The organism is Bosea sp. NBC_00550 (assembly GCF_026020075.1).
GTDB lineage: Bacteria > Pseudomonadota > Alphaproteobacteria > Rhizobiales > Beijerinckiaceae > Allobosea.
Genome location: NZ_CP102772.1, coordinates 24295 through 47507, shown reverse-complemented (window position 1 = coordinate 47507; position 23213 = coordinate 24295). Strand labels below are relative to the sequence as shown.

Sequence of the window (23213 nt, the reverse complement as noted above, 5' to 3'; positions counted from 1 at the left end):
GCGCGTCAATCGGAGCCGTGCGTCAACGCACATCACGCGCCGCCTTGCGCAGCGCCTTGAGCCCGTCGCGCGTATCGCGCCAGCGCTCCTCGCCGAAGCCGCCCTCGATCTTGTCCTGTGCGGCCCGCCAATAGGGGATGGCGGCTTCGATCGCGGCCCGGCCCTTCTCCGTCACGGCATAGACGGAGGCGCGCCCGCGGCATTCGACCGGCTCGACCATTCCCTCGACCGCCAGCAGTTGGAGATTGCGCGTCAGCGATGTCCGCTCCAGCGCGAAGCGCTCGGCCAGCTCGGTCACCGACTTCCATTGCCCCGTGCTCAAGGCCGAGAGCAGCACGAACTGCGTGATCTTCAGTCCGCTCGGTCGCATCGCCTCGTCATAGGCGCGCGTCACGGCGCGCGCTGTCATGCGGACGTGCAGCGCGACGCAGGAGCGGGCGATGGCGTCGAGGCGGGGGTCGGGCACGGGTGTCGTCATTCGGCCATCTTAGCGTGTTCTAGCGCTGGCGGCAGCCGGTAGGCGAAGGGCGGCGATGCCGCATCTGGCGGCGTTCACTTTATCGTCGCAGGCTTCCTTGACTCTCCGCGACCCCAAGCCTATCTCCGCGGCATCTGTTAGCACTCCCGTCAGGTGACTGCTAACAGCCTCACCCGGGGCCCTTCAGCGGCGCCCGCACCGAATAAGACCGAGAGGAAGACAGAACCATGAAGTTCCGTCCTTTGCATGACCGCGTCGTGGTCCGCCGCCTGGATGGCGAAGAGAAGACCAAGGGTGGCATCATCATCCCCGAGACCGCCAAGGAAAAGCCCCAGGAGGGCGAGGTCATCGCCGTCGGTTCCGGCGCGCGTGACGAAGCCGGCAAGCTCGTTGCCCTCGACGTCAAGAAGGGCGACCGCGTCCTGTTCGGCAAGTGGTCGGGCACCGAGGTCAAGATCGACGGCCAGGATCTCCTCATCATGAAGGAATCCGACATCATGGGCGTCGTCGGCTGATAGCCGCCTGACCGCTCGCTTCCGTTTCCATTTCAAGGAGTAGCTCTCATGGCTGCCAAAGACGTCAAGTTCTCTTCCGACGCCCGCGACAAGATGCTGCGCGGCGTGGACATCCTCGCCAACGCCGTGAAGGTCACACTGGGTCCCAAGGGCCGCAACGTCGTGATCGAGAAGTCGTTCGGCGCTCCGCGCATCACCAAGGACGGCGTCACCGTCGCCAAGGAGATCGAGCTCGCCGACAAGTTCGAGAACATGGGCGCCCAGATGGTTCGCGAAGTCGCGTCCCGTCAGAACGACCATGCCGGCGACGGCACCACGACCGCGACCGTTCTGGCCCAGGCGATCGTCCGCGAGGGCGCCAAGTCGGTGGCCGCCGGCATGAACCCGATGGACCTGAAGCGCGGCATCGATCTGGCCGTCGAGGCCATCGTCGCCGACCTCAAGAAGAACTCCAAGAAGGTCACGTCCAACGCGGAAGTCGCGCAGGTCGGCACCATCTCGGCGAACGGCGACGAGTCGGTCGGCAAGATGATCTCGACCGCCATGCAGAAGGTCGGCAACGAGGGTGTCATCACCGTCGAGGAAGCCAAGACCGCCGAGACCGAGCTCGACGTCGTCGAGGGCATGCAGTTCGACCGTGGCTATCTCTCGCCGTACTTCATTACCAACTCGGAGAAGATGGTCGCCGAGCTGGAAGACCCCTACGTCCTGATCTTCGAGAAGAAGCTGTCCTCGCTCCAGGCGATGCTGCCGATCCTCGAGGCCGTCGTTCAGACCGGCAAGCCGCTCCTGATCATCGCCGAGGACGTCGAGGGCGAGGCTCTCGCCACGCTCGTCGTCAACAAGCTCCGTGGCGGCCTCAAGGTCGCGGCCGTCAAGGCTCCGGGCTTCGGTGATCGCCGCAAGGCCATGCTCGAGGACATCTCGATCCTGACCGCCGGCCAGATGATCTCGGAAGACCTCGGCATCAAGCTCGAGACCGTGACCCTCCAGATGCTCGGCCGCGCCAAGAAGGTGCGCATCGAGAAGGAGAACACCACGATCATCGACGGCGCCGGCAAGAAGAAGGACATCGAGGCCCGCGTCGGTCAGATCAAGGCCCAGATCGAGGAGACCACCTCGGACTACGACCGTGAGAAGCTCCAGGAGCGCCTGGCCAAGCTCGCCGGCGGCGTCGCGGTCATCCGCGTCGGCGGCGCGACCGAGGTCGAGGTCAAGGAGAAGAAGGACCGCGTCGACGATGCCCTGAACGCGACCCGCGCTGCGGTCGAAGAAGGCATCCTGCCGGGCGGCGGCGTCGCCCTGCTGCGCGCGCTGTCCTCGGTCAAGTCGATCAAGACCCAGAACGACGACCAGAAGACCGGCGTCGAGATCGTCCGCAAGGCGATCATGGCTCCGGCCCGTCAGATCGTCGACAACGCCGGTGATGACGGCGCAGTCGTGATCGGCAAGCTGCTGGAGTCGAAGGACTACTCCTGGGGCTACAACGCCCAGACCGGCGAGTACGGCGATCTGGTCAAGGCCGGCATCATCGACCCGACCAAGGTCGTGCGCACGGCGATCCAGGACGCGGCTTCGATCGCTGGCCTGCTGATCACCACCGAGGCGATGATCGCCGAGCTGCCGAAGAAGGACTCCCCGATGCCCCCGATGGGCGGCGGCGGCATGGGCGGCATGGATTTCTGATCCATCGCTCCAAGCGAACTATGGAAGGCCCGGCGCAAGCCGGGCCTTTTTCGTTTGAGCAAACATGCGCCGCGTCATCCCGGGCGACCGAAGGGAGACCCGGGATCCACGCCGGAGCATCTCCGCCTGAGTTCAGGCATGGATCCCGGATCTCCGCTTCGCTCCGTCCGGGACGGCATCAGGATTTCGCGGGAGCGGGCCAGCAGCAGCCATGCGTTTCCCGCCACAGCTGATGAAAAAGCAGGCAGTGCCCCTCGGCTCGTCATGGCCTATACAGGCGACAAGCGATCCACGGCAGGATCGCGCGCATAAGTTGCATGTCGTAGGGAGATGAAAATGAAAAAGTCCCATTTCCTCTCGGGCGCCGCGATCGCGACCGCCTTGTTCCTCTCAAGCCAGGCTGCGCAGGCCGACATCACCATCGGACTCGTCGCGCCGTTGACCGGTCCGGTCGCCGCCTATGGCGACCAGGTGAAGAACGGCGCCCAGACCGCCGTCGATGTCATCAACAAGAGCGGCGGCGTGCTCGGCGAGAAGCTCGTGCTGAAGCTCGCCGACGATGCCGGCGATCCCAAGCAGGGTGTCTCGGCCGCCAACCTCCTGGTCGGCGAGAAGGTCAAGTTCGTGGTCGGGCCGGTGACCTCGGGCGTCGCCATGGCGGTTTCCGACGTGCTGGCGGAAAGCGGCCTGCTGATGGTGACGCCGACGGCGACCTCGCCGGCGCTGACCACGCGCGGCCTGACCAACGTCTTCCGCACCTGCGGCCGCGACGACCAGCAGGCGGAGATCGCCGCGACCTACGTCCTGAAGAACCTGAAGGACAAGAAGATCGCGATCGTCCATGACAAGGGCACTTACGGCAAGGGCCTTGCCGACGCCTTCCAGAAGGGCATCAATGCCGGCGGCCTCAAGGAGGTCGCCGCGCTGACGGTCAACCCCGGCGACAAGGACATGTCCGCGGTCGTGACGCGCCTCAAGGCCGCCAATGTCGACCTGATCTATTTCGGCGGCTATCACCCGGAAGGCGGGCTGCTCTCCCGCCAGCTCGCCGATGCCGGCGTCAAGGCGACCATCATCGGCGGCGAGGGCCTGTCCAACACCGAGTTCGCCGCGATCGGCGGCGACCACGCCACGGGCACCCTCTTCACCAACGCCACCGACGCGCTGAAGAACCCGGATTCGGCCCAGGCCGTCGCCGCGCTGAAGGAGAAGGGCATTCCGCCCGAGGCCTTCACGCTCAATGCCTATGCCGCGGTCGAGGTGCTCAAGGCCGCAATCGAGAAGGCCGGCAAGGCGGGCGACGCCAGCGGGGCCGCCAGGGCGCTGCAATCCGGCATGCCGGTCAAGACGGCGATCGGCACGCTGACCTATGGCAAGACCGGCGACCTGAGCTCACCGAGCTTCGCCATGTACAAATGGGATGCTGGCAAGATCGTCTCGGCCGATTGACGAGCGGGGCTTTCGACCCTGCCGGCCCTCCAGCTTCGCGCCCCGGACGAGCATCGCTCGTCTGGGGCGTTTCGTTTTCTGGCTCGAAAAACATGCCCTCGTTTCACCGAACCACGCCGTCATCCCGGGCTCGACCCGGGATCCATCGAGGGCCTCGACGGCGCTCCATGATGGATCCCGGATCTCCGCTGCGCTGCGTCCGGGATGACCCGCGCCTCGACGAAAAGCAGGAGGCAACCAGCGCCTTCCTGCGCCTCGCGAGCGCCTGTCCGTCAGATGACAATTTGCTCATCCAGGCGCATGGCCATTGAAAGGCCCTATCCGCTGCGACATGGTCCGAATCGTGGCTCCCACCGTTTCCCGCCAGGATTTCAGCCCATGCGTCTGTTGAGCATTCTCGTCGCCGTGCTGGCGGTCGTCACGCTGGTCGTCGGCCAGCAAGCCGGATCGGCCGGGCTGATCGGCATGGGCGTCGTTGGCCTGCTGCTCGCGGTGGTGACCTTCCGCTCGCCGAGCCTGTCCTTCTTCCTGCGGATATTTTCGGGCGTCTTCGCCATCGAGTATCTGCTGTTCGGCGCCGCCGCGATCATGGCGCAGGTCGGCTGGTGGTCCGAGGCGCTGCAGATCCCGCCGGCTCCCACGAGCCTGCCGATCACTGTCGGCGTCTTCGGCATCCTGATCTACGCGATCTCCTTCGTGCCGGTCATCGCGCGCATATCGCGGATCGCATCGCCCTATTTCGAATCCGACCAGACCACCACCGCCAATCTCTGGCCGATCGGGCCGTTCAATATCCGCCTCGGCACGCTGGCCGTCGCGCTGTTCGTCTTCCTGATCGTGCTGAACCAGGCGCAGGTCGGCATCACACTGCGGCTCTCGTTCTTCAATCGCGACATGTATGACGCGCTGCAGAACAAGGATGCGGCGGCGTTCTGGTATCAGCTCTTCTACGTCTTCTGCATCTGGGCCGCGATATGGGTAGTCGCCAACCTGATCGAGCTCTTCGCCAACTACACCATCCTGATCCGCTGGCGGCAGTTCATGGCGAACGAGTACACGCAGCGCTGGCTCGACCATGCCACGCATTACCGGATCGCGCTCGCCGGCACCGTCGACAACCCCGACCAGCGTATCGCCGAGGACACACGCTCCTTCGTCAACCAAACCTATAATTTCGCGCTGCCCCTGCTCTCGCAGGTTTCGACGCTGGTCTCGTTCTCGATCATCCTCTGGAACATTCCCGTCGCCTTCACCCTGCCGGGCACCTCCCTCGCCATCCCCGGCTACATCTTCTGGGTCGCGTTCTTCTATGCGGCTGCCGCGACCTGGCTGACCCATCTCATCGGACGCCCCCTTATCCGGCTCGAATTCGAGCAGGAGAAACGCGAGGCGAACTTCCGCTTCTCGCTGGCGCGCCTGCGCGAATATTCCGAGCAGATCGCATTGATGGTGGGCGAGCCGACCGAGCGCAGCCATCTGGCCCAGCGCTTCCGCGACATCGTCGAGAACTTCTACCGGCTGGTCTGGCGCCGGCTGAAGCTCACCAGCTTCACCCTGTCCTACAACCAGCTCAGCGTGGTGCTGCCCTATATCATTCTTGCGCCGTACTATTTCGCGGGCACGATCACGCTCGGCATCATGATGCAGGTCGCCGGCGCGTTCGACCGGGTGCAGACCGCGCTCTCCTTCATCATCAACAGCTACTCGTCGATCGCGTCCTACCTCGCCTCGATCAACCGCTTGACCTCCTTCGAGACCGCCATCGCAGACGCGCATCACGGGCCGATTTCGGAGGAAGCGCTCGGCCGCGAGACCTCGCGCGACGAGAGCCTGCGCATCCGCAACGCCACGCTCCTGCTGCCGAACGGCAAGCCGATCGTGAAGCTCGGCGAACTCGATCTCGGCAAGACGCGTTCGACGCTGCTGATCGGGCCTTCGGGCTCCGGCAAATCGACGCTGTTCCGTGCCATCGCGGGCATCTGGCCCTTCGGCGACGGCAAGGTCGGGATTCCCGCCAACGCGGAGATCATGCTGCTGCCGCAGCGGCCCTATCTGCCGCAGGGCTCGCTCAGGGCTGCGCTGGCCTATCCGGCCGAAGAGACAGCCTATGACGACGCCGCAATCCGTGCGGCGATGGACAAGGTCAAGCTCGGCCATCTCGCCGACAGGCTCGACGAGATCGATCTGTGGGGGCAGCGGCTCTCCGGCGGCGAGCAGCAGCGGCTGGCCGTCGCGCGCGCGCTGCTGAGCAAGCCGGACTGGCTCTTCCTCGACGAGGCCACCGCGTCGCTCGACGAGAAGCTGGAAGGCGAGATCTACGGCACGATCGATGCCGAGCTGCCCGAGGCCCGCATCGTCTCGATCGGCCACCGCGCGACGCTGCGCGCCATGCATGACGCCATCGTCATCATGGAGCCGAACGCGGACGGCACCTTCACGCCGACGCCGACAGCAAAAACGCCGGCTGCCTGAGGCAGCCGGCGCGAAACGGTCCGGTCGGGATCGAAACGATCAGAGCGAGCGGCTGAGGGTCAGCTCGCCCGCGGCGCCCTTGAGCACGAGACGCCCATTGACGAGGTCCCAGTTGCGGGTTGCGCGCAGCGCGGTCAGGAAGGCGCGCTCGAATTCGAGCGCGCCCTTGTCACAGCTGCGCTTCGTCAGCGCGATCGGCCCCACGGCGAGCGCTTGCTGGCGCAGCGGATAGGCCGAAGCCGAGAAGGTGTTGCAGCCGCCGAAGCCGGTGCCGCGCAGGTTCTTGTCGATGAGCAGCGTCGCGCGCCGGTCGTAGACCGGCTTGCCGTTGAGCTGAACGACACTCCAGCTCGCACCCAGCGGAAAGGTCTTCTCCTGCTGGGCTTGCGGGATCTCGGTCTGTCCGCCGCCCAGCTCGGAGCGGGACGGCATCTGCTGGCGGCGCTGCGCGGCGGCCTCGCCCGGCATCAACATCGGCACGGCCAGGCCAGCAAGAACGGCCGCAAGGCCAAGGCGTCGGATCATGATCGTCTTACCTGCATTCACTCGCGCGGCAGCGCGACGTGCCGTCAAAATCGGTTAACACGCCTAGAGGCCAATTGGCTCAGGATCAAGGCTGAAGCGCGGCGGAAAGCATTCCGCTACGGAAAATCGTTTCAGATCCTGGCGTTGAGCCGCTCGAGCAGGCGGTTCGAACGGCGGAAGACATAGGCCGGTGCCGTCACGGTCACGTCGTCGGCGCCGAGCCCGTCGAGATGCTCGACCAGCGCGAACACGACCTTGTCCGGGCAATGCAGCGTGAGCGGCGCGCCGGGCGCAGGCGCGCCAAAGGGAAGACGCGCCCCGAAGCGCTCCTCTAGTGCCGCCAGAACATCCGGCGCGAGAGCGAGGCTCGCGCGCACTTCCCGGACCGTGCGTCCCTCCTCCTCCGCCGCGATGCGGGAGAGGATGGTCCTGGCGGCGGCCTTGGCACGATCGCCCCAGGGCGCCTGCATCGACGCGACGAGATTGGCCTCCGAGGCCAGCATCACGCCGTCATCGAGCACCTTCAGCGCATTGGCGGAGAGCGTCGCGCCGGTGGTGGTGATGTCGACCACGATCTCGGCCGTGCCGGCAGCCGGCGCACCTTCCGTGGCGCCGAGGCTTTCGACGATGCGGTAATCGGCAAGGCCGTGCTGCGCGAAGAAGCGGCGGGTCAGGTGCACATATTTCGTGGCGACGCGGAGCTTGCGGCCATGGCGGGCGCGCATCGTCGAGGCGACATCGTCGAGATCGGCCATGTTGCGCACGTCGATCCAGGCCTGCGGCACGGCGACGACGACATTGGCATGGCCGAAGCCCAGCGGGGTGAGCATCTCGACCGCCGCATCGGCATCCGGGAGCTGCTCGCGGACGAGGTCCTCGCCGGTGATGCCGATATGGGCGGCGCCCGAGGCGAGCTGCGCCACGATCTCGGAGGCCGAGAGGAAGGCAACCTCCGCGCCATCAAGCCCAGCGATCGTGCCGCGATAACCGCGCTCGCCGCTGGCCTTGACGAATTTCAGCCCGGCGCGACCGAAGAAGGCGGTGGCGTTCTCCTGCAGCCGCCCCTTCGAGGGCACGGCAAGGACGAGAGGCGCATCGGTCATCGGGCTTCTCCCGTCAGGCGGTCGAGCCAGAGCGAGGCACCGACGGCCGGGATCGGCCGGCCCGCGCCAAGGCGCCCGAGGACGTTGTCGTAACGGCCGCCGCCGGCGACGGGCTTGCCATCGCCACGGGTGTCGTCGTGCAGCTCGAAGATGAAGCCGGTGTAGTAGTCGAGATTTCGGGCAAACCCTGCCGAGAACTGGATGGCGCCGACATCGACGCCGCGCGCGGCCAGGAAGCCGGTGCGCTCGTCGAAGGCATCGAGCTGCCGGCCGAGATCGAGCGAAGCCTGATCGGCGAGCGCCCGCAGCGCCGCGGAGGCCGCATCCGGATCGCCCGACACGGCGAGCACCTGGGCGAGCAGCGCCTTGACGTCGCCATTGACCGGGTTCTCGCGCTCGGCGGCGCGCGCCAGGAAACGCTCGGCGATATCGCCCGCCGTGCGTCCACCGACCGTCGAAATGCCGGCGATCGACAGGACATCCTCGACGAAGGCGCGGGCGGCCTTGGGGTCCTGCCCTTCCAGCGCCTTGAGCAGGCCGGCATGGGCGGCGTCGTCATCGGCCGCGGGCGGATCGAGCGCATCAACGGCTTCCGCGCCCTTGCCCTGCACGACGGCGCGCACGAGACGGCGGCGCGCGCCCTGCGGCACCGCCAGCCCATCGAGCAGCGCGCCAAGCAGCGCGACATCACCCATAGCGATGCGCGGCGCCTTCAGCCCGAGCACGGCGGTGGTGTCGATGGTGAGCGCCATGATCTCGGCATCGGCGGCGGTGGCATCGTCCCGGCCGAAGGATTCGAGCCCGGCCTGCTGGAACTCGCCCGGCTCGCCCGAGCGCATGCGGAAGACCGGCCCGGCATAGGCATAGGCCGCCGGCTCGGTCGAGCCCGAGGCGATGTGATCGAGCGCGACGGGGATGGTGTATTCGGGGCGCAGGCACCAGTCGCGGCCATCGGCATCCTGCGTCATGAAGATGCGACGGCGGATGTCCTCACCCGACAGATCGAGGAAGACGTCGGCGGGCTGGAGGATGGCGGGCTCCGCCCGCGCATAACCCTCGCCCGCAAAGAGCGCGATCACGGTGTCGATGCTGGCGCGGCTGGCGGGCACGGGGCGTCCTGTCCTGTTGCGAGCGCCGTCCTAGCAGCGGCGCGACGAATTTTCGAGCGATTTGAGGGAAATGGGTGAATGGGAATCTGCAAGCCGTCATGCTCGGGCTCGACCCGGCACCCCTTCCCTTCTCCCCTTGCGGGAGAAGGTGGCAGCGCAAAGCGCTGACGGATGAGGGGTCACGCGACGCTTTAGGAGTTGCGGCAGGCATACGTGAACGTTGGGATCGTGGCGCGACCCCTCATCCGCCTGCCGGCACCTTCTCCCGCAAGGTTACCGGGGATCAGCTGTCTGGAAATGGATGGGGATGGATTGAGATGGATATCTAGCTGGGTTTGTTGATGATTTTCTGATCTGGTATTGACAGCCATGGAGCGAATTGGCTCTATGAGGCTACCTATATCTCTCTTGGGTAGCACCTCATGCCACGGGCACGCCTGACCAAGTCCATCATTGATGCCCTTCCGACACCGTCGCGCGAGCTGGTCTATTGGGACGAGACGCTGCCGGGCTTCGGCGTCAAGGTAACCCCCGCCGGGCGAAAGGTGTTCATCGTCCTCTACCGCACCGGCGGGGCGGGGTCGGCCTTGCGCAAATATACCATCGGGCCCCATGGCCGCGTCACGTTGCATCTGGCTCGGGGTGAAGCGCACAAGGTGCTCAGCGCGCGGCGGGAGGGGCGCGACCCGGCTGCAGAGAAGGGCGAAGCGCGGCGCAGGCTGTCGAGCGATCGGGTCGAGGACGTCGTGAAACTGTTTGTCCAGCAGCATGCCTCCAAGCGCCGGTCAGGGCGGGAGATCGAGCGGCTGCTCCGCCGGGATATGGTCGAGCGCTGGGGCGCGCGCAGCATCCATTCCATCACCAAACGGGACGTGGTGGCCTGCCTGGGCGAGGTCGTCGACCGGGGAGCCCCGATCGGGGCCAACAAGCTCCTCAGGGTCATGCGCACCTTGTTCAACTGGTGCATCGGCAAGGCGCTGCTCGAGCGGTCGCCCTGCGATGGTATCCCAGCGCCCAGTCGCGTGATCTCGCGCGATCGCGTGCTGTCCGACGCGGAACTGGCCCAGGTGCTGATGGCAGCCCGTCAATTGGGTGGTGCCTATGGCGGTATCGTGGAACTGCTGGCCCTGACGGCCCAGCGCCGCGAGGAAGTCGCCCGGATGGGCTGGGACGAGATCGACCTTGAGGCGCGGACCTGGACGCTTCCCGCGGGGCGAACCAAGAACGGCCGGCCCCACCTGGTCCATCTGACGGATCCCGCGGCCGCGTTGATCCGGCGCATGCCTCGGCTCGGGCACTACGTCTTCACCCCGAGCGGCGCTGCCCCCTTCAATAACTTCTCCAAGGCGAAGCGGGAGCTGGACGGACTAGCCGGGATTGTCGGCTGGCGCTTGCATGATCTGAGGCGGACGGCCGTTTCAGGCATGGCCCGGCTCGGAATAGCTCCTCACGTAGCCGACAAGATCCTCAATCATACGTCCGGCACCATTTCCGGCGTCGCGGCAGTCTACCAGCGCCACGAGTTCATGGCGGAGCGACGCGATGCGCTCGAGCGCTGGGGCCAGCACGTTGCGGAGCTGTTGGCAGCGCAGCCAAGCTCGACAGCACGTCTTTCAGGCCGCCTGGAGCCAGTGCCCGGAGAGATGCGATGACGGTCGAAGCACCACCGCCGGGCGCCTTGGGGCCCAACCAGCACGAGCCGACCGAGACGACGCGGTCGGTGGTGAGGGCTCACGCCTACAACAGGGTGCCGAAGGAGATCATCGCCCGGATCCTGCGCATCGGCGTCGAGGCTTTGGAATATCACTACAAGGAGGAGCTGGAGCTGACCGAGTACCAGTTCCTGGCACTCGCCGCCCGCAACATCCTGGCGCTCGCCAATCAGACCGACGATTTGGGCGTGGCGCTCCGAGCCAATGAGATGCTGCTGCGGACCAGGTCGGCCCATTGGCGCGAGCCGAAATCGATCGAGGCGCCGACAGGCCAGCTGCCGTCGACCAAGGTCGAGCACATGACCCTCGAACAGGTGGAGGCGGAGCTTGCACGCATCGGTATCACCGCAGCCGGTAGACGCGACGAGCCCGCTGGGCCGAGCCCGGCTGATCCTCGTTCGTAACCTGGGCCTGGAGCCAGCGTCCTCTCCATCAACGCCGAGGGCTCGCTCGGTCGCGCGCGCCGGCGCCAATTTCGGGAGCCGGTTCGGAGAAAATGGCCATGGCTAAGCGTCAACCAGTCCGCAACCCGCGCAAATCGCTTGCGGTACGACCAAAGATCGAACGGGCATACGTGGTCCCGGGCGAACATCTCGGTGACGTCCTTCAAGGCAAGCCCGTACCCGCGAGAGGTGCGGTCTTGCTCGGTGGTGAGATTGCCCCGGACTTACTGCCGGGCTGGCAAAAGGCGCTGGAGGGGTTTGCACTGTCAGGGCATGACTTGGCCCTGGTGCATCGTGTGGCCCAGCAATTCTGCTGGGAGCGGGCGTCGCTCATCCACGGCACCACCCATGACGAAGTCGGATCCTTGCTCAAGCGGATCAGGCGTGCATCGCGCGACTTGGTCGCGGCGCTTGACCAGGGGGATATGGCTGAGACGTGGCGCCGTCTTGAAAAGGTCGATGTTGGGAATTCAACCAGCTTTCGCAGGGAGGACGTTCATCCGGTACTGTTGAGCCTGGCGGCCCGGGCCCGCCAAGCAGTCGACCAACTGGATGCCGAGGAAAAGACCCGGTCACCCCTCGACACCTCATATAGCTGGCGATTTTTCGTGACCGAGCTGGCCGCGGTCTTCGAAGGTCAGGGGCTACCGGTCACGGCCTCGAAAAAAAGCGAGAAGTCCCGCACCACCCCATTCACGCAGTTCGCATGGGCCGTCATGCAAGCGGTGCCCGAACCGTACCGCCAACACCATGGCTCGCACGACACGATGGCGGATGCGATTTCGGAGGTGCTGGCGGCCCGGCGAAGGGGCGCAGGCGCCAAGCCGGAACCCACCTGACGGTCAGTCCCGGGCTTTAGGGGTTTTTGCGCGTCGCTCGATCGACAACTTCCCCTTGGACTTCACGACCCGCCAAAGCCAATTCTGCTCTCATAAGCCCACCTCTCGAGCTTCTTGTGAGTGTCACGGAATGGCGAACCTCCTCGACAATCTCCCCGCCTCGATCGCTGGCAATCGCGTCCTGAGCACCGCTGAGGCCGCCGCGTTCTGCCGCTTCAGCGTCGCACACTGGCGACGCCTCTCGCGGAGCGGACGGGCGCCCCTCCCGCTGCGGCTCTCCACGCGAAAGCTCGGGTGGCGCGCCAGGGACCTCGTCGCCTGGATTGAGCAGCGCGCGGACAGCTCCTCCGGCACCCCGCCACAAGTTAGGCAACGAGCGACCGAGCCGCCCGAAACCCTGTGAACGCGCCAATCGACCGCGGCGTGTTCCCCGCGACCCGGGCGCGCTGCCGCGCCCCACTATTCAACGCTGCCCGAGGAGCATGCTGATGAATGGACGCTTGCCGACCACCCCTCCCGAGCAGCTCCTCACCTCAAGGGAAACGGCGGAGCGCCTTGGCCTCGCCGAGAACACGGTGGCGCGCATGCGCTGCCACGGCACCGGCCCGGAGTTCCTGAAGCTTGGCCGGGCGGTCCGATACCGCTGGCGCGACGTCGAGCAGTGGCTCGCTGGCCGGATGCAGACATCGACCTGAGGCCAATGGACGCGGGATATCTGACGATGTCAGCCGACACGTAAGATTAATTTTGTCGTTACGTCCTCATAGAACGAATAATGGTCTTGTCTTCCGACAAGATATTCCGTGAATAAATAGAAATACCGTCGCTAATACTTCCATCCGCACGGCCACAGAGATTGACAACATCTCTGGAGCTTGGCGGGCTGCGCTGTCCTGCGCCGGCGGTCTTCCGAAATGGAGGCTCCATCATGCCGATCGCGATGCCGATCCGTCGGCCGTACATCCGCTACGCCCCATCACGCGACGAGTGGGCGATCAGCAGCAAGGCGGGCTCCCGCTTCATCTCGCTCGAGGGCCAGGCCGTTGCGATCGATATCGAGCGCGTCCGGCGCGGCTGGCTTACCGGCCATGACGGCAGCGGCAAGCGTAAATTCACGCCGGTCCCGGGGCTCGACGGTCCGATGCCGCCGCCGCCGACGGCGGAGGCAAAGCCCGCATTGTCGCTGTTCGCCCTCGCGCCGAAGGCCTTCGGCGTCGCCGACATCGCATTCGAAATGACCAATTGGACGTACTCACACTGCGAATTCGTCACCCGTCTTTACAACGAATGCGAACCCCGGTTCGGACGCGGCCTGGTCCCGCTCATCGTCTTCGGCCCATCGCAGCCGATCCAGTTCGGGGACCATGAAACGCGGCTGCTCGCCTACAGGGTGGTGGATTGGGTGCCGCGCAACCAGGCGTTCCCGAACCCCGACCGCTCCCATTCCCAGAACGCGGGCGCGTCCGATGCGACCGAACCAGAAGGTTGGGCGGGATGACCCTCGAACGCGAGGTGACGGAGCTTCGCGAGCGCCTGGACGCCAGGGGCTATCGCGTCATCGCCGTGCGGACCGCCGGGAAGGCGCCATTCGAGGCGGGCTGGCGGCAGACGGCCGGCGTGCCGGTCTTCAACCAGGAAGGCGCGAGCACAGGAATTCGCTGCGACAAGTTGCGCGCCGTCGACATCGACGTTGACGATCCCGACAGGGCAGCCGAGGTCGAGGCGCTGGTCGAGAAACATTTCGGGCCGGCGCCGACGCGGTTCCGAAGCAATTCACCGCGCGTACTGTCCGTTTACCGCTCCGACCGGCCGCGCCTGAAACGGACGATCGCGCTGCCCTTTCACACCGGAAGCAAGATCGAGATACTCGGCGACGGTCAGCAGTTTGTCGCGTTCGGCGACCATGTGTCCGGCGTGCCCTACGAGTGGCGCGATGTGCCGCTCGACGCGGTTCCATTCGACGATCTGCCGCTGATCACCGAGGGGCAGGAAGAAGCGTTCGAGAGGGAGTGCAAGGCACGCTGGCCGATGTCGGCGAAGACGACAGCCGACGCTCCGGCAGGAGCCAACGGCAAGATCTTCGGTTTCTTTCACACCTGCATCCCGTCGGATGTCGAGGCCGCGCTCGACGCCCTGCCCAATGACTACGTTGACCGTGACAAGTGGCTGAAGATCGGCATGGCGGCGCGGGCCGGGGGAGCCTCGTTCGAGGCCTTCGACAGATGGTCCCAAAAGTGGTGGGGCTACGATCCAGATCACACGAGGGCTACCTGGGAGAGCTTCACCGACATCCGGTCGATCACGGCCGCGAGCCTCTTCGCTGAAGTTTTTGGGCGGGTCCCGGGCTGGAGGAAGCCGTCCAGGCGCCCGGACCCAAATCTTGGCCCGGAGCCTGGCAGCAGTGGCGATACGAACGCTCACGCTCGGCCCGACGACGGCCCTGCGGACGGCACCGAGGGTTGGGACAGACCCGCCAGCGGCGCCGGAGTCGGCACCGGGGGTTGGGACGAGGCCGCTGACGACGCCGGGGACGGCACTGCGGATGGGGGCCCGCCCGCCGGGGACCGCACTGCGGATGGGGACAATCCAGCCCGGGACGCCGGAGAGGGGCCCGAGGGGTGGGATGAGCCCCCCGAGCCAGACCCCGACGGCGGCGGCGGGGACGACACGGAAGGGTGGGACGAGCCCCCCGAGCCGGAGGTGCTGCCAATCCAGCCGCGCGTCCTTCGCCCGGCCAAGGACATTACGCCGCGGCGCTGGCTCTACGGCAAAGCCTATTTGCGGCAGTGCGTCTCTGCCCTCGTCGCGCCTGGCGGATCGGGAAAGTCGATCGTCGCCATGGTCGAGGCACTGGCGATGGCGACCGGGCGGCGGCTCCTGCACGACCTCCCAATCCGGCCCCTCAGGGTTTTGTATTGGAACCTTGAAGATCCAATCGACGAACTCGAGCGCCGCTTCGTTGGCGTCGCACGGCAATTCGGTATCACGCCCGATCAATACGAAGGCCGGTTGTTCTTCGAGAGCGGACTTGATCTGCCGCTCAAGATCGCCAGCGCCGACGGCCACGGGTTCACCCTCGACGAGGCGAGCCTCGCCGGGCTCGAGGCGACGATTGTCGCGCACGGTCTCGATGTCCTCGTGATTGATCCGGTGATCTCGGCGCACGGCATCCCGGAAAATGACAACGTCGCCGTCGACGCCGTGATCAAGGCCCTGGCTGCCGTCGCAACCAGAGCAAACTGCGCCATTCTGCTCGTCCATCACGCGCGCAAAGGCCCCGCCGGCCAAGCCCGCGAACTCGAAGCCGGTGACGCCCGCGGGGCCGCTGCCTTCGTCGACGGCTGCCGCCACGTTCGCCTGGTGCAGCGCATGACGCAGAAAGAGGCGGAGAATTTCGGGATCGATCCGCAGCAGCGCTGGCGCCACCTGCGCCTCGTCGATGGCAAGACCAACCACGCGCCGCCGGCCCATGCCTCGACCTGGATCAGGCTCGAGAACGTCCCGCTCTACAACCACGATGCCGACAACCCGGAAGGCGATCATATCGGCGTACCGGTCCCGTGGGAGGCGCGGTTGGCGGACACGACGATATCCCCGGCTCTCCTCGAGGATATCAAGGCCACGGTCCGCGCCGGCAACTACCGAGCCCACTTCGCGGCTGAAGATTGGGTCGGATACGTGCTTGGCCCGCTCTTGAACCTCGACCCCGAAATTAAGGAACAGAGGGACAGGATCCGTGGATACATCCGGCGCCTGGTGCAAGCCGGCCACCTGCGAGAGGAAAAGCGCCCGGACAAGAACAGCGATGGCAGGAAATACATTATTGTTCCCGAATAACGTTCCCGCACCTGAGGTGCGGAAGAGGTGCGGGAAGGTGCGGAAAACTACAGCCCCCAATCCCGTACCGCACCCTCTCCCCCTTTAGGGGGGAGGGGTGCGGGGGTGAGGGGGCGGGAGCCACCGCAGGTGCGGGCGAAGCGCGAAACGCAAGCGGCAAGCGTCGATGCCCGATTGCTGCCTCAGCGTGATCTTTAAAGGTCGCACCTCACTCCTCGAAGCCAGGACGTAAGTTGGGGCCCTCACGTTCTGGCCGCTCGCGGTGCAAGCGGGTTACCGACCGTGAGGTGGGAAGGCGACGGCCGGTCTGAAGCGCGGCAGACGCGCGCGTGAATTGGTCAAACCGAAGCCACGCGGGCCGTGAGGCTGGCCGAGGCTCGGGCTGCCAGACGGACCAGGAGAAATTGTGCCGCGGAGCCGCCTTCTCGTCCTCACTCCAGCGCGGACGGCGCGTCAGCAGCACGTTTCCCGCGAAGTTCGGATGGTCGTGAACAAGGAAACGACGCGCTTGCGCCGAAGTCCACTCCAGCCGCGTCAGCACTGCCACGCCGCATCCGGCCTCGGTTGCCAGGCGCAGGAGGTGCGCGAGGAACTCGTCCTGATCCTTGAAAGGCAGGTTCGTGATCACCCAGTCGAAACCGGTCAGTGTGCTGATGTCCAGAAGATCGCAGCCGCTCTCGATGTCGGCGACCAACGGGTCGGGATAGGCGAACAGATCGCGGGCGATCACAACAAGCCCGGCCTGGCGGAGAGCGTAGACCATGTGGCCGCGGCCTGCGCACGGCTCCAGGATCCGCCCCTCGATCGGGACGCCCTTTAGCAACGCCGGAATGATCCAGTCGGCGTCAATCGTCATATAGCCTTCGTTCGGGAGCCGGTCGTAGTTCGAACCGACCATCGCCGGGTCGCGGTAGGGCGCGACCGGCTTGGCCTGCGCGACGCCGTTTGGCGGCGGACCGCCGTCGCCGATCAGGCGACGGGGCGGAGAGAACGAATTCCGGGGCGGCAATTTCTGCATGGAAAACATCCTCACGCTAGAATGTTGTCGACCACTTAACGCACGCGCCTCCAGTCCGCGAGCCTATAAGTAATAATATAATAACGATATCATCGACGACATACAGGGTCAATTCGTTTTTGCCTTCATAATAAATTGGAGTAGTTCGTATTATTAGAATTTCAACACGAACTTCTGGGTTAAACTTGAATCGAATGAATTTATATTCACGAGATCGGCCGACGACAGGCCAGCCCCGGCTGACCCGCCTGAAGCAGACCTCCCCCTGGCGGTTCCTGAAGCCCTGGCTGCGATGATCGATGGAGGCGCAGCGCCAAAGGCGGTTGCCGGCCAACTGCGGCGTCTTACTTTTCGCCAGATACGGACAGCTGGTTCCTGCTAGAATTGCCCCATTCGCGCGCGTCGCGCGCAGGCGCGAGAGAAGCCGCCATGCAGCGAAGGAACCTGCTCAACGCCCGGGATCGCCTCGGCGCATCGATCATCGAACTCGTGGCCGCCGATGTCGCCGAACACGGCGCGGAGGTGATCGAAAAGCTCCGGCAGACAAACGTCCCCGCCTATGCCCGCCTGGTCAGCGACCTGGTGCATTTCAAGAAGCTCGCGACGGAGCGGAACACGCAGACCCGGCGGAAACCGCGTTCGCTGCGGATGAAGGACGTCCTCAAGGCGATGGACGACAAGCCGATCGACGTGAATAACCCGCTTCTGCCGCCGAAGCATCAAGGGCGCTGGCGGAAAGGCATCGAAGCGCTGAACCCTCGCTCGCCCTATGATTGCAGCCCCTCTGAACTCGCCGCCTTATGGGGTGACGATCTTGCTTCATGGTTCGAGAGAAACGCGCGGGGCGTCCCGTCAGGGGAGGACGATCATCATTGAGCTTGGCGAGGGAGCCGACCGCGTGCTCGCGCTTCCGGTCGGCTGGACCGGGATTGTGTGACCCGTCCGGGCCGAGACCACGGCCACTGCTTCTCGCTGAACGCTTTTGCGATCTGCTTCTCAAGGGCAGGGTCAAGGCGTGGCGATCAGATCTCGATCTCCACGCCGACCTCCACAACCTGCTTCGCCGGGATGTGGAAATGGGCAGCTGAGCGCTCGGCGTTACGCTGCATAAAGGAGAAGAGCGTCTCGCGCCACATGGCCATTCCCACTATGTCCGCGCGCGGAATGATCGTCTCGCGGCCAATGTAGTACGACATTTGGTCGAGATCGACGCCCGGCAGAAGACCCCGGTCGGCGCCGCAGCGCAGGCCATCGGGAATACGTGGCGTCTCCATGAAACCGAAATGCAGGATCACGCGAGTGACGCCTGGCGCGAGTTCGATCACCTGCATCCGGTTTTCGTCGGGCACGCGCGGGATTTCCTCGAGCTTTCCGGTAACAAGAAGAACGCGCTCGTGCAGGGCATGATTGTGGCGAACGAAATGCGTGAGTGAGAGCGGAAGCCCGCGCGCGGCCGAGGCCAGAAAGGCGGCGGTGCCCGGCAGGCGGAGTGGCGGGTTCGTCGCGAGCATGTTGAGAAAGTCCCACTCCGGCTCGCGTTGGCGGCCACGCGCGGCCTCCACCAAAGCGAGGCCGCCCCGCCAGGTCAGCATGACCACCACCAGCACGAGCGCCAGGACCAGGGGATACCAGCCACCTTCATGCAGCTTCGGCAGGTTGGCGGAGAAGAAGGCAAGGTCGATCAGCAGGAAGAAGCCGTTGACCGCCACGACAAGGATTGGGTTGTAGCCCCATTTGAGGGCGATCAGCGCTGCAAGTCCGGTGGTGATGGCCATGAGCAATGAGACGGCGATGCCATAGGCGCCGGCCAGCGCATCGGACGAGCGGAACATGAAGACCGAGGTGAGTGTCGCCAGGCAGATCATCCAGTTAACGATCGGAATGTAGACCTGTCCCCTTTGGTCATGAGCCGTGTGCTTGATGTGGACGGCGGGGAAGAGGCCCAGCTGCACTGCCTGTCGAGTAAGCGAGAAGGCGCCGGTGATTACCGCCTGCGAGGCGATGACGGCGGCGGCGGTGGCGAAGAAGATCAATGGGTAGTGCGCCCAGTCCGGGGCGAGTTGGTAGAATGGGTTGGTAAGGGCTGCAGGTTGGGTGAGCAGCAGCCCGCCCTGGCCAAAATAATTGAGCATCAGCGCAGGCAGCACGATGGTGAACCAGGCGAGGCGGATGGGTTTTGGACCGAAATGGCCCATATCCGCATACATCGCCTCGCCACCGGTCACAGCCAGGAATGTGGCGCCCAGTACGGCGAAGCCGACTAGCGGGGCGGTGTGGGTAATGAAGTAGAGCGCCTTCAACGGGTTGATCGCTGCGAGAATCTCCGGCGCCATCAGGATGCCCCGGATGCCGAGCAGAGCGAGCGCCAGGAACCAGAGCAGCATGATCGGCCCGAACAGCCGACCGATGAAGCCGGTGCCCTTGCTCTGGACCAGGAAGACGCCCATCAGGATCGCGGCGGTCAGCGGCACGACGGCCGGCGCCAGCATCGGTGCGTCGATCTTGAGGCCCTCGATCGCGCTGAGCACAGAGATGGCCGGCGTGATCGCGCCATCGCCATAGAGCAAGGCGGCACCGACGAGGCCGACGACGAGGACATAGGCGCGCCCTGTGCCGGGCTTGGCATGGCGCGCCTTGAGCAGGGCCAGCATCGCCATGATGCCGCCTTCGCCGCGATTGCCGGCGCGCAGGATCAAGATCGAGTACTTGATCGAGATGATCAGGATCAGCGCCCAGAGGATCATCGAGACACAGCCGATAACGGCTTCCGGCCGCAAGGCTGCTCCGGCAGCCGCGGCCCTCGCCGCTTCCTTGAGCGCATAGAGCGGGCTGGTGCCGATGTCGCCATAAACGACGCCCAGAGCGCCGAGCGTCAGGGCGCGGACGGAGCCGTTGTGATCGCGGTGAGACGCAGAGCCGTCTTGCGAAAGAACCTCACGAGCCATGCGCCGGACTCCCCGTTACATGGGAATAGCGCATGCAGCAGCGGTGGTAGCAAGGCATGCTTCCCCTTTGCCCCGCATCGCCTACGCCTTCGACCGGACCCCCGTCTATATCACCGGCGGTCTGGCCTCTGGCCGGATGAACACCAACCCGCTCACCGGCAACACCCTGGGCAACGCCGGCTAGATGGCTATATCCCCCACCTCGCCAGCGCCGCCTCTGCCTCCGCGGGATCATCCTTCATCCGGTAGATCGCCTGCCGGGACAGACCGGTCGTCCTGGCGATGACGCTGACACCTGCATCCTGCGCCAGCAGGTCCCGAACGGTTTCCATTTGCGCTCGGGTAAAGCTCGGCTTGCGGCCCCTGTAGGCGCTGCCATTGCTCGCCTTCGCGTGCTCGATGCCAGCCGCCTGTGCCGCCTTTGTAGCTTCCGCCTGCGCCTGCGCCGAGGCTGCCATGAAGGCAATAAGGGCATCCCTGACGGCTTGCTGCATCGGGTCTGCCGTGGCCCCGTCGAAGGTCATGCGGTTGATGATGGTCTTGATGACCACACCCCGTCGCATGAACTCCCGGATCGTTTCGGTGACGTCGGCGTAGTTGCGCCCGAGCCGGTCGACCCAGCGCACGACCAACACGTCCCCGGCCCGGAGCAGGTCGAACAGGCGCTGGCCCTCTGGCCGCTCGGCAAGCCGGCTACTGACGCCGGAGACGCCATTGTCAGCGACCACGCGGTCAATCGCGAAGCCGGCGTCCCGCGCCTGCCGCTCCTGATGGGCAATGGTCTGATCGGCAGTCGAGACGCGGGCATAGAACACAATCTGCATGGGCGAGCTTCCCGTCCGTAGAGATATCGTCCGCAGAAATGCATGTCCGTAGGCTCGCGTCAAGCCTTACGGACACCGTTTTGCGCCACCTGTGATGTGTCCGCTACGGTATACTCTATCGGTCGTTCGACCGTCGAACGAAAGCGACGATGCCAGTCAGCTGGACGTTGATCTGGTCAAAGACATAGCCGCGCGGGACAAGGCTCATGGTAGCAGCTGTCAGAGCGGCCCGGCGACGCGCAACGACTGCGGGGCAACCTTACCGCCGGAGACAGCCCAGCGGCTGCGGCGAAGCTGGCTGACGTCCCAGGGGCTCTGGCGGCGCTCACGCCCCGAGATCGAATGTCCGCATGATGGCGAGCGGCCGGCTGTGGCAACCGCTGAAAATCCGCGATGTCCGCCGCAGAGCGAAAGGCTAATCCAGGCTGTGCTTGGGCGTGCCCCCGGCATCGATAGCGGCGTCAGCGGTTGGCCCATTTATGCGCCACAGTTTCTGAACGGACGCCGTCCTGCCGTTCACACGTCCACGCGTGGTCGGGGGCGCTCCCCGCCCGCTGTGATGGGCCACTGCTATCGGAGGAGACCTGATGAACATCCACAGGAATTCCCGACCGATGCGGTCGCTCTGCGATGGCGCACCCGACGTCTTGGCCTATTAGATTGATGCGTTCGCATTCGCGCGCAGACTTGAGCAAGGACCCCAATATGATCCGTTCGATCACAGTCGCCGGCTTTATCGGCCTCGGCCTTTTACTCGTAGGCTGCAACCCTGAGTCCCAGTCGCACCGCACGCTTGGCGGCGCCGCCATTGGCGCTGGCGGTGGCGCGCTCATCGGAGGGATCGCGGGCGGCGGACGTGGGGCCGCCATCGGTGCCGTAGCAGGTGGCGTGGCCGGCGCGGTGGTCGGTCGGGCAACGACCCCGAACAACTGCATCTTCCAGGACACGAGCGGTCGCCGTTTCACCGGTCCCTGCCCGTAAGGCGCCTGAGGGCAACTGTCGGGCCAATTAGCGAGGCGACCGGCAGCATATGGTTTCATACACAGCCGCTCCGCTCGGGCGGCTGTTGCGCGTGAGGATCAACCGGGCAACACTTCCGGGAACAGACCGTGTCCAGCGACATTCTGAACTGCCCTCTTTTCGTCATGAAGAACTGCCCCCCATGCCGACTGCCTTTCAGGCGGTTGCGGGTTGAGGCGTCGGCGGCCTTTTGCGAAAGGCCGCTGCGACGATTTTCGCGGAGCCGATAGCTGTCTCAGCGGATGGCGGCGAAGACTGAAATTTGCACGGAGATAAGGAGTGGCCATTGGTATCAACCCAGTGACCCAAATGCCACTCTCAGTGATTTTCTGGCCCCTCGATCAGCCAGCGTCACCAATCATTCAACTTCGCAGCTGAAAACATCGTACGCTACGGATCGGCTAATGAAATCACCCTAGGAGAGTATTATGCGTCTAGGCCTCGTTTCCACTGCTGTGCTGGCAACCTGCCTGGCAACCTCGGCCTTCGCGGCCGATCTTCCCAGCCGCCACGCCCCGCCTCCCGCTCCCGTCTACGCGCCCCTGTTCACCTGGGCTGGTCTTTATGTCGGTCTCAACGCCGGCGTGGGCTGGGCTGACTCGGGCGAGATCGGCGTCAACGGACCGACGGCCGCCTCTTCCGGCGTCCTGAGCGGTGTTGGCGGTGGTGACGGCAGGTTCGTCGGCGGCGCCCAGATCGGCTATAACTGGCAGTCCGGCGCGATCGTCTACGGCCTCGAGACCGACATCCAGTATGTCGATGCAGGCGGTAGCGTGGCCTGGGGCCGCTATTCCTGGTGGGATGGCCGCGGCGGCGGTGACGGCGCCTATTTCGGCACTGTGCGTGCTCGCATCGGCTACGCCTTCGACCGAACCCTGGTCTACGTCACCGGCGGTCTGGCCTATGGCGGCCTGAACACCAACCCGCTGACCGGCAACACGACGAGCAACGCCGGCTGGACCGTCGGCGGCGGTGTCGAATACGCCTTCACCAACAACTGGACGGCCAAGATCGAAGGCCTCTACGTCGATACCGGCGAGGGCCGGCGCGCCCGATCCTTCGACAATGCGGCGGGCGGCGTGCTCCCGGCCGGAACCTATACCGCAGTCAGCAATGGCGGCGGCGGTGCCGGGCTCGTGCGCGTCGGCGTGAACTACAAGTTCTGAAGCGACAGCTTTTGACCTGCGAGCAGCCCGGCGCCTTGCGCCGGGCTGTTTTTGTTAGCCCAACAGTGTTGG

General features: G+C 65.3%; 21 protein-coding genes. 14 read left to right on the top strand and 7 right to left on the bottom strand.

Annotated features, from left to right (window positions below):
• Positions 1-22: 22 nt before the first annotated feature.
• Positions 23-478: a MarR family winged helix-turn-helix transcriptional regulator gene (locus tag NWE53_RS00255; RefSeq protein ID WP_265052405.1), complete on the bottom strand. Its 456-nt coding sequence runs from the start codon at positions 476-478 to the stop codon at positions 23-25.
• 227 nt (positions 479-705) lie between these two features.
• On the opposite strand from NWE53_RS00255, the gene groES reads away from it, so the two are divergent.
• The 4 genes from groES to NWE53_RS00235 all read left to right on the top strand — a co-directional run bounded on the left by groES (position 706) and on the right by NWE53_RS00235 (position 6600).
• On the top strand, positions 706-993 hold the full coding sequence (groES, locus tag NWE53_RS00250) for a co-chaperone GroES (RefSeq protein WP_061964603.1): 288 nt from the start codon (positions 706-708) through the stop codon (positions 991-993).
• 48 nt (positions 994-1041) lie between these two features.
• Positions 1042-2679 (top strand): chaperonin GroEL, encoded by a 1638-nt coding sequence (gene groL, locus NWE53_RS00245; RefSeq protein ID WP_265052404.1) that lies wholly within the window; start codon positions 1042-1044, stop codon positions 2677-2679.
• 336 nt (positions 2680-3015) lie between these two features.
• A complete protein-coding gene (locus NWE53_RS00240; protein WP_442864917.1) occupies positions 3016-4128 on the top strand; it encodes a branched-chain amino acid ABC transporter substrate-binding protein in 1113 nt (370 codons plus the stop codon).
• 378 nt (positions 4129-4506) lie between these two features.
• The gene (locus NWE53_RS00235; protein WP_265052402.1) at positions 4507-6600 is read left to right on the top strand and encodes an ABC transporter ATP-binding protein/permease; all 2094 of its coding nucleotides are present in this window, start codon (positions 4507-4509) and stop codon (positions 6598-6600) included.
• Between the two features lie 39 nt (positions 6601-6639).
• On the opposite strand, the gene NWE53_RS00230 is transcribed toward NWE53_RS00235, so the two are convergent.
• The 3 genes from NWE53_RS00230 to NWE53_RS00220 all read right to left on the bottom strand — a co-directional run bounded on the left by NWE53_RS00230 (position 6640) and on the right by NWE53_RS00220 (position 9337).
• Positions 6640-7125: an META domain-containing protein gene (locus NWE53_RS00230; protein ID WP_265052401.1), complete on the bottom strand. Its 486-nt coding sequence runs from the start codon at positions 7123-7125 to the stop codon at positions 6640-6642.
• A gap of 131 nt (positions 7126-7256) precedes the next feature.
• Complete coding sequence (gene hisG, locus NWE53_RS00225) at positions 7257-8228, bottom strand: ATP phosphoribosyltransferase (protein WP_265052400.1); 972 nt, start codon at positions 8226-8228, stop codon at positions 7257-7259.
• A complete protein-coding gene (locus NWE53_RS00220; RefSeq protein ID WP_265052399.1) occupies positions 8225-9337 on the bottom strand; it encodes an ATP phosphoribosyltransferase regulatory subunit in 1113 nt (370 codons plus the stop codon). The genes hisG and NWE53_RS00220 overlap by 4 nt, the downstream gene beginning before the upstream one ends.
• Positions 9338-9759: 422 nt before the next feature.
• Here NWE53_RS00220 and NWE53_RS00215 point away from each other — a divergent pair, with 422 nt between their 5' ends.
• The 6 genes from NWE53_RS00215 (at position 9760) to NWE53_RS00190 (ending at position 16168) form a co-directional block, all read left to right on the top strand.
• Positions 9760-10989: a tyrosine-type recombinase/integrase gene (locus NWE53_RS00215; RefSeq protein ID WP_265052398.1), complete on the top strand. Its 1230-nt coding sequence runs from the start codon at positions 9760-9762 to the stop codon at positions 10987-10989.
• Positions 10986-11453, top strand: coding sequence for a hypothetical protein (locus NWE53_RS00210; protein WP_265052397.1), 468 nt, complete (start codon positions 10986-10988; stop codon positions 11451-11453). The genes NWE53_RS00215 and NWE53_RS00210 overlap by 4 nt, the downstream gene beginning before the upstream one ends.
• A 98-nt stretch (positions 11454-11551) precedes the next feature.
• Positions 11552-12331, top strand: a complete 780-nt coding sequence (locus NWE53_RS00205; RefSeq protein WP_265052396.1) for a hypothetical protein — start codon at positions 11552-11554, stop codon at positions 12329-12331.
• Positions 12332-12819: 488 nt separating this feature from the next.
• Positions 12820-13026 (top strand): helix-turn-helix transcriptional regulator, encoded by a 207-nt coding sequence (locus NWE53_RS00200; RefSeq protein ID WP_265052395.1) that lies wholly within the window; start codon positions 12820-12822, stop codon positions 13024-13026.
• Positions 13027-13259: 233 nt separating this feature from the next.
• A complete protein-coding gene (locus NWE53_RS00195) occupies positions 13260-13829 on the top strand; it encodes a hypothetical protein (protein ID WP_265052394.1) in 570 nt (189 codons plus the stop codon).
• Positions 13826-16168 (top strand): AAA family ATPase, encoded by a 2343-nt coding sequence (locus NWE53_RS00190; protein WP_265052393.1) that lies wholly within the window; start codon positions 13826-13828, stop codon positions 16166-16168. The genes NWE53_RS00195 and NWE53_RS00190 overlap by 4 nt, the downstream gene beginning before the upstream one ends.
• Before the next feature lie 208 nt (positions 16169-16376).
• Here the strand turns inward: NWE53_RS00190 and NWE53_RS00185 are convergent, their stop codons facing one another.
• Positions 16377-17186 (bottom strand): hypothetical protein, encoded by an 810-nt coding sequence (locus NWE53_RS00185; RefSeq protein WP_265052392.1) that lies wholly within the window; start codon positions 17184-17186, stop codon positions 16377-16379.
• 384 nt (positions 17187-17570) lie between these two features.
• Here NWE53_RS00185 and NWE53_RS00180 point away from each other — a divergent pair, with 384 nt between their 5' ends.
• Positions 17571-18062, top strand: coding sequence for a hypothetical protein (locus tag NWE53_RS00180; RefSeq protein WP_265052391.1), 492 nt, complete (start codon positions 17571-17573; stop codon positions 18060-18062).
• A 146-nt stretch (positions 18063-18208) separates the two neighbouring features.
• Here the strand turns inward: NWE53_RS00180 and NWE53_RS00175 are convergent, their stop codons facing one another.
• The gene (locus tag NWE53_RS00175) at positions 18209-20062 is read right to left on the bottom strand and encodes a potassium transporter Kup (RefSeq protein ID WP_265055041.1); all 1854 of its coding nucleotides are present in this window, start codon (positions 20060-20062) and stop codon (positions 18209-18211) included.
• A gap of 112 nt (positions 20063-20174) precedes the next feature.
• On the opposite strand from NWE53_RS00175, the gene NWE53_RS00170 reads away from it, so the two are divergent.
• On the top strand, positions 20175-20315 hold the full coding sequence (locus NWE53_RS00170) for a hypothetical protein (RefSeq protein ID WP_265052390.1): 141 nt from the start codon (positions 20175-20177) through the stop codon (positions 20313-20315).
• Between the two features lie 4 nt (positions 20316-20319).
• Here the strand turns inward: NWE53_RS00170 and NWE53_RS00165 are convergent, their stop codons facing one another.
• Entirely contained in the window at positions 20320-20955 is a 636-nt protein-coding gene (locus NWE53_RS00165; protein ID WP_265052389.1) for a recombinase family protein, read from the bottom strand.
• 630 nt (positions 20956-21585) lie between these two features.
• Here NWE53_RS00165 and NWE53_RS00160 point away from each other — a divergent pair.
• Both NWE53_RS00160 and NWE53_RS00155 read left to right on the top strand, forming a co-directional pair.
• Positions 21586-21936 carry a YMGG-like glycine zipper-containing protein gene (locus NWE53_RS00160; protein ID WP_320109543.1) on the top strand — a complete coding sequence of 117 codons (351 nt, stop codon included), beginning with the start codon at positions 21586-21588 and terminating at the stop codon, positions 21934-21936.
• Positions 21937-22403: 467 nt separating this feature from the next.
• Positions 22404-23141: an outer membrane protein gene (locus tag NWE53_RS00155; protein WP_265051888.1), complete on the top strand. Its 738-nt coding sequence runs from the start codon at positions 22404-22406 to the stop codon at positions 23139-23141.
• Positions 23142-23213 lie beyond the last annotated feature (72 nt).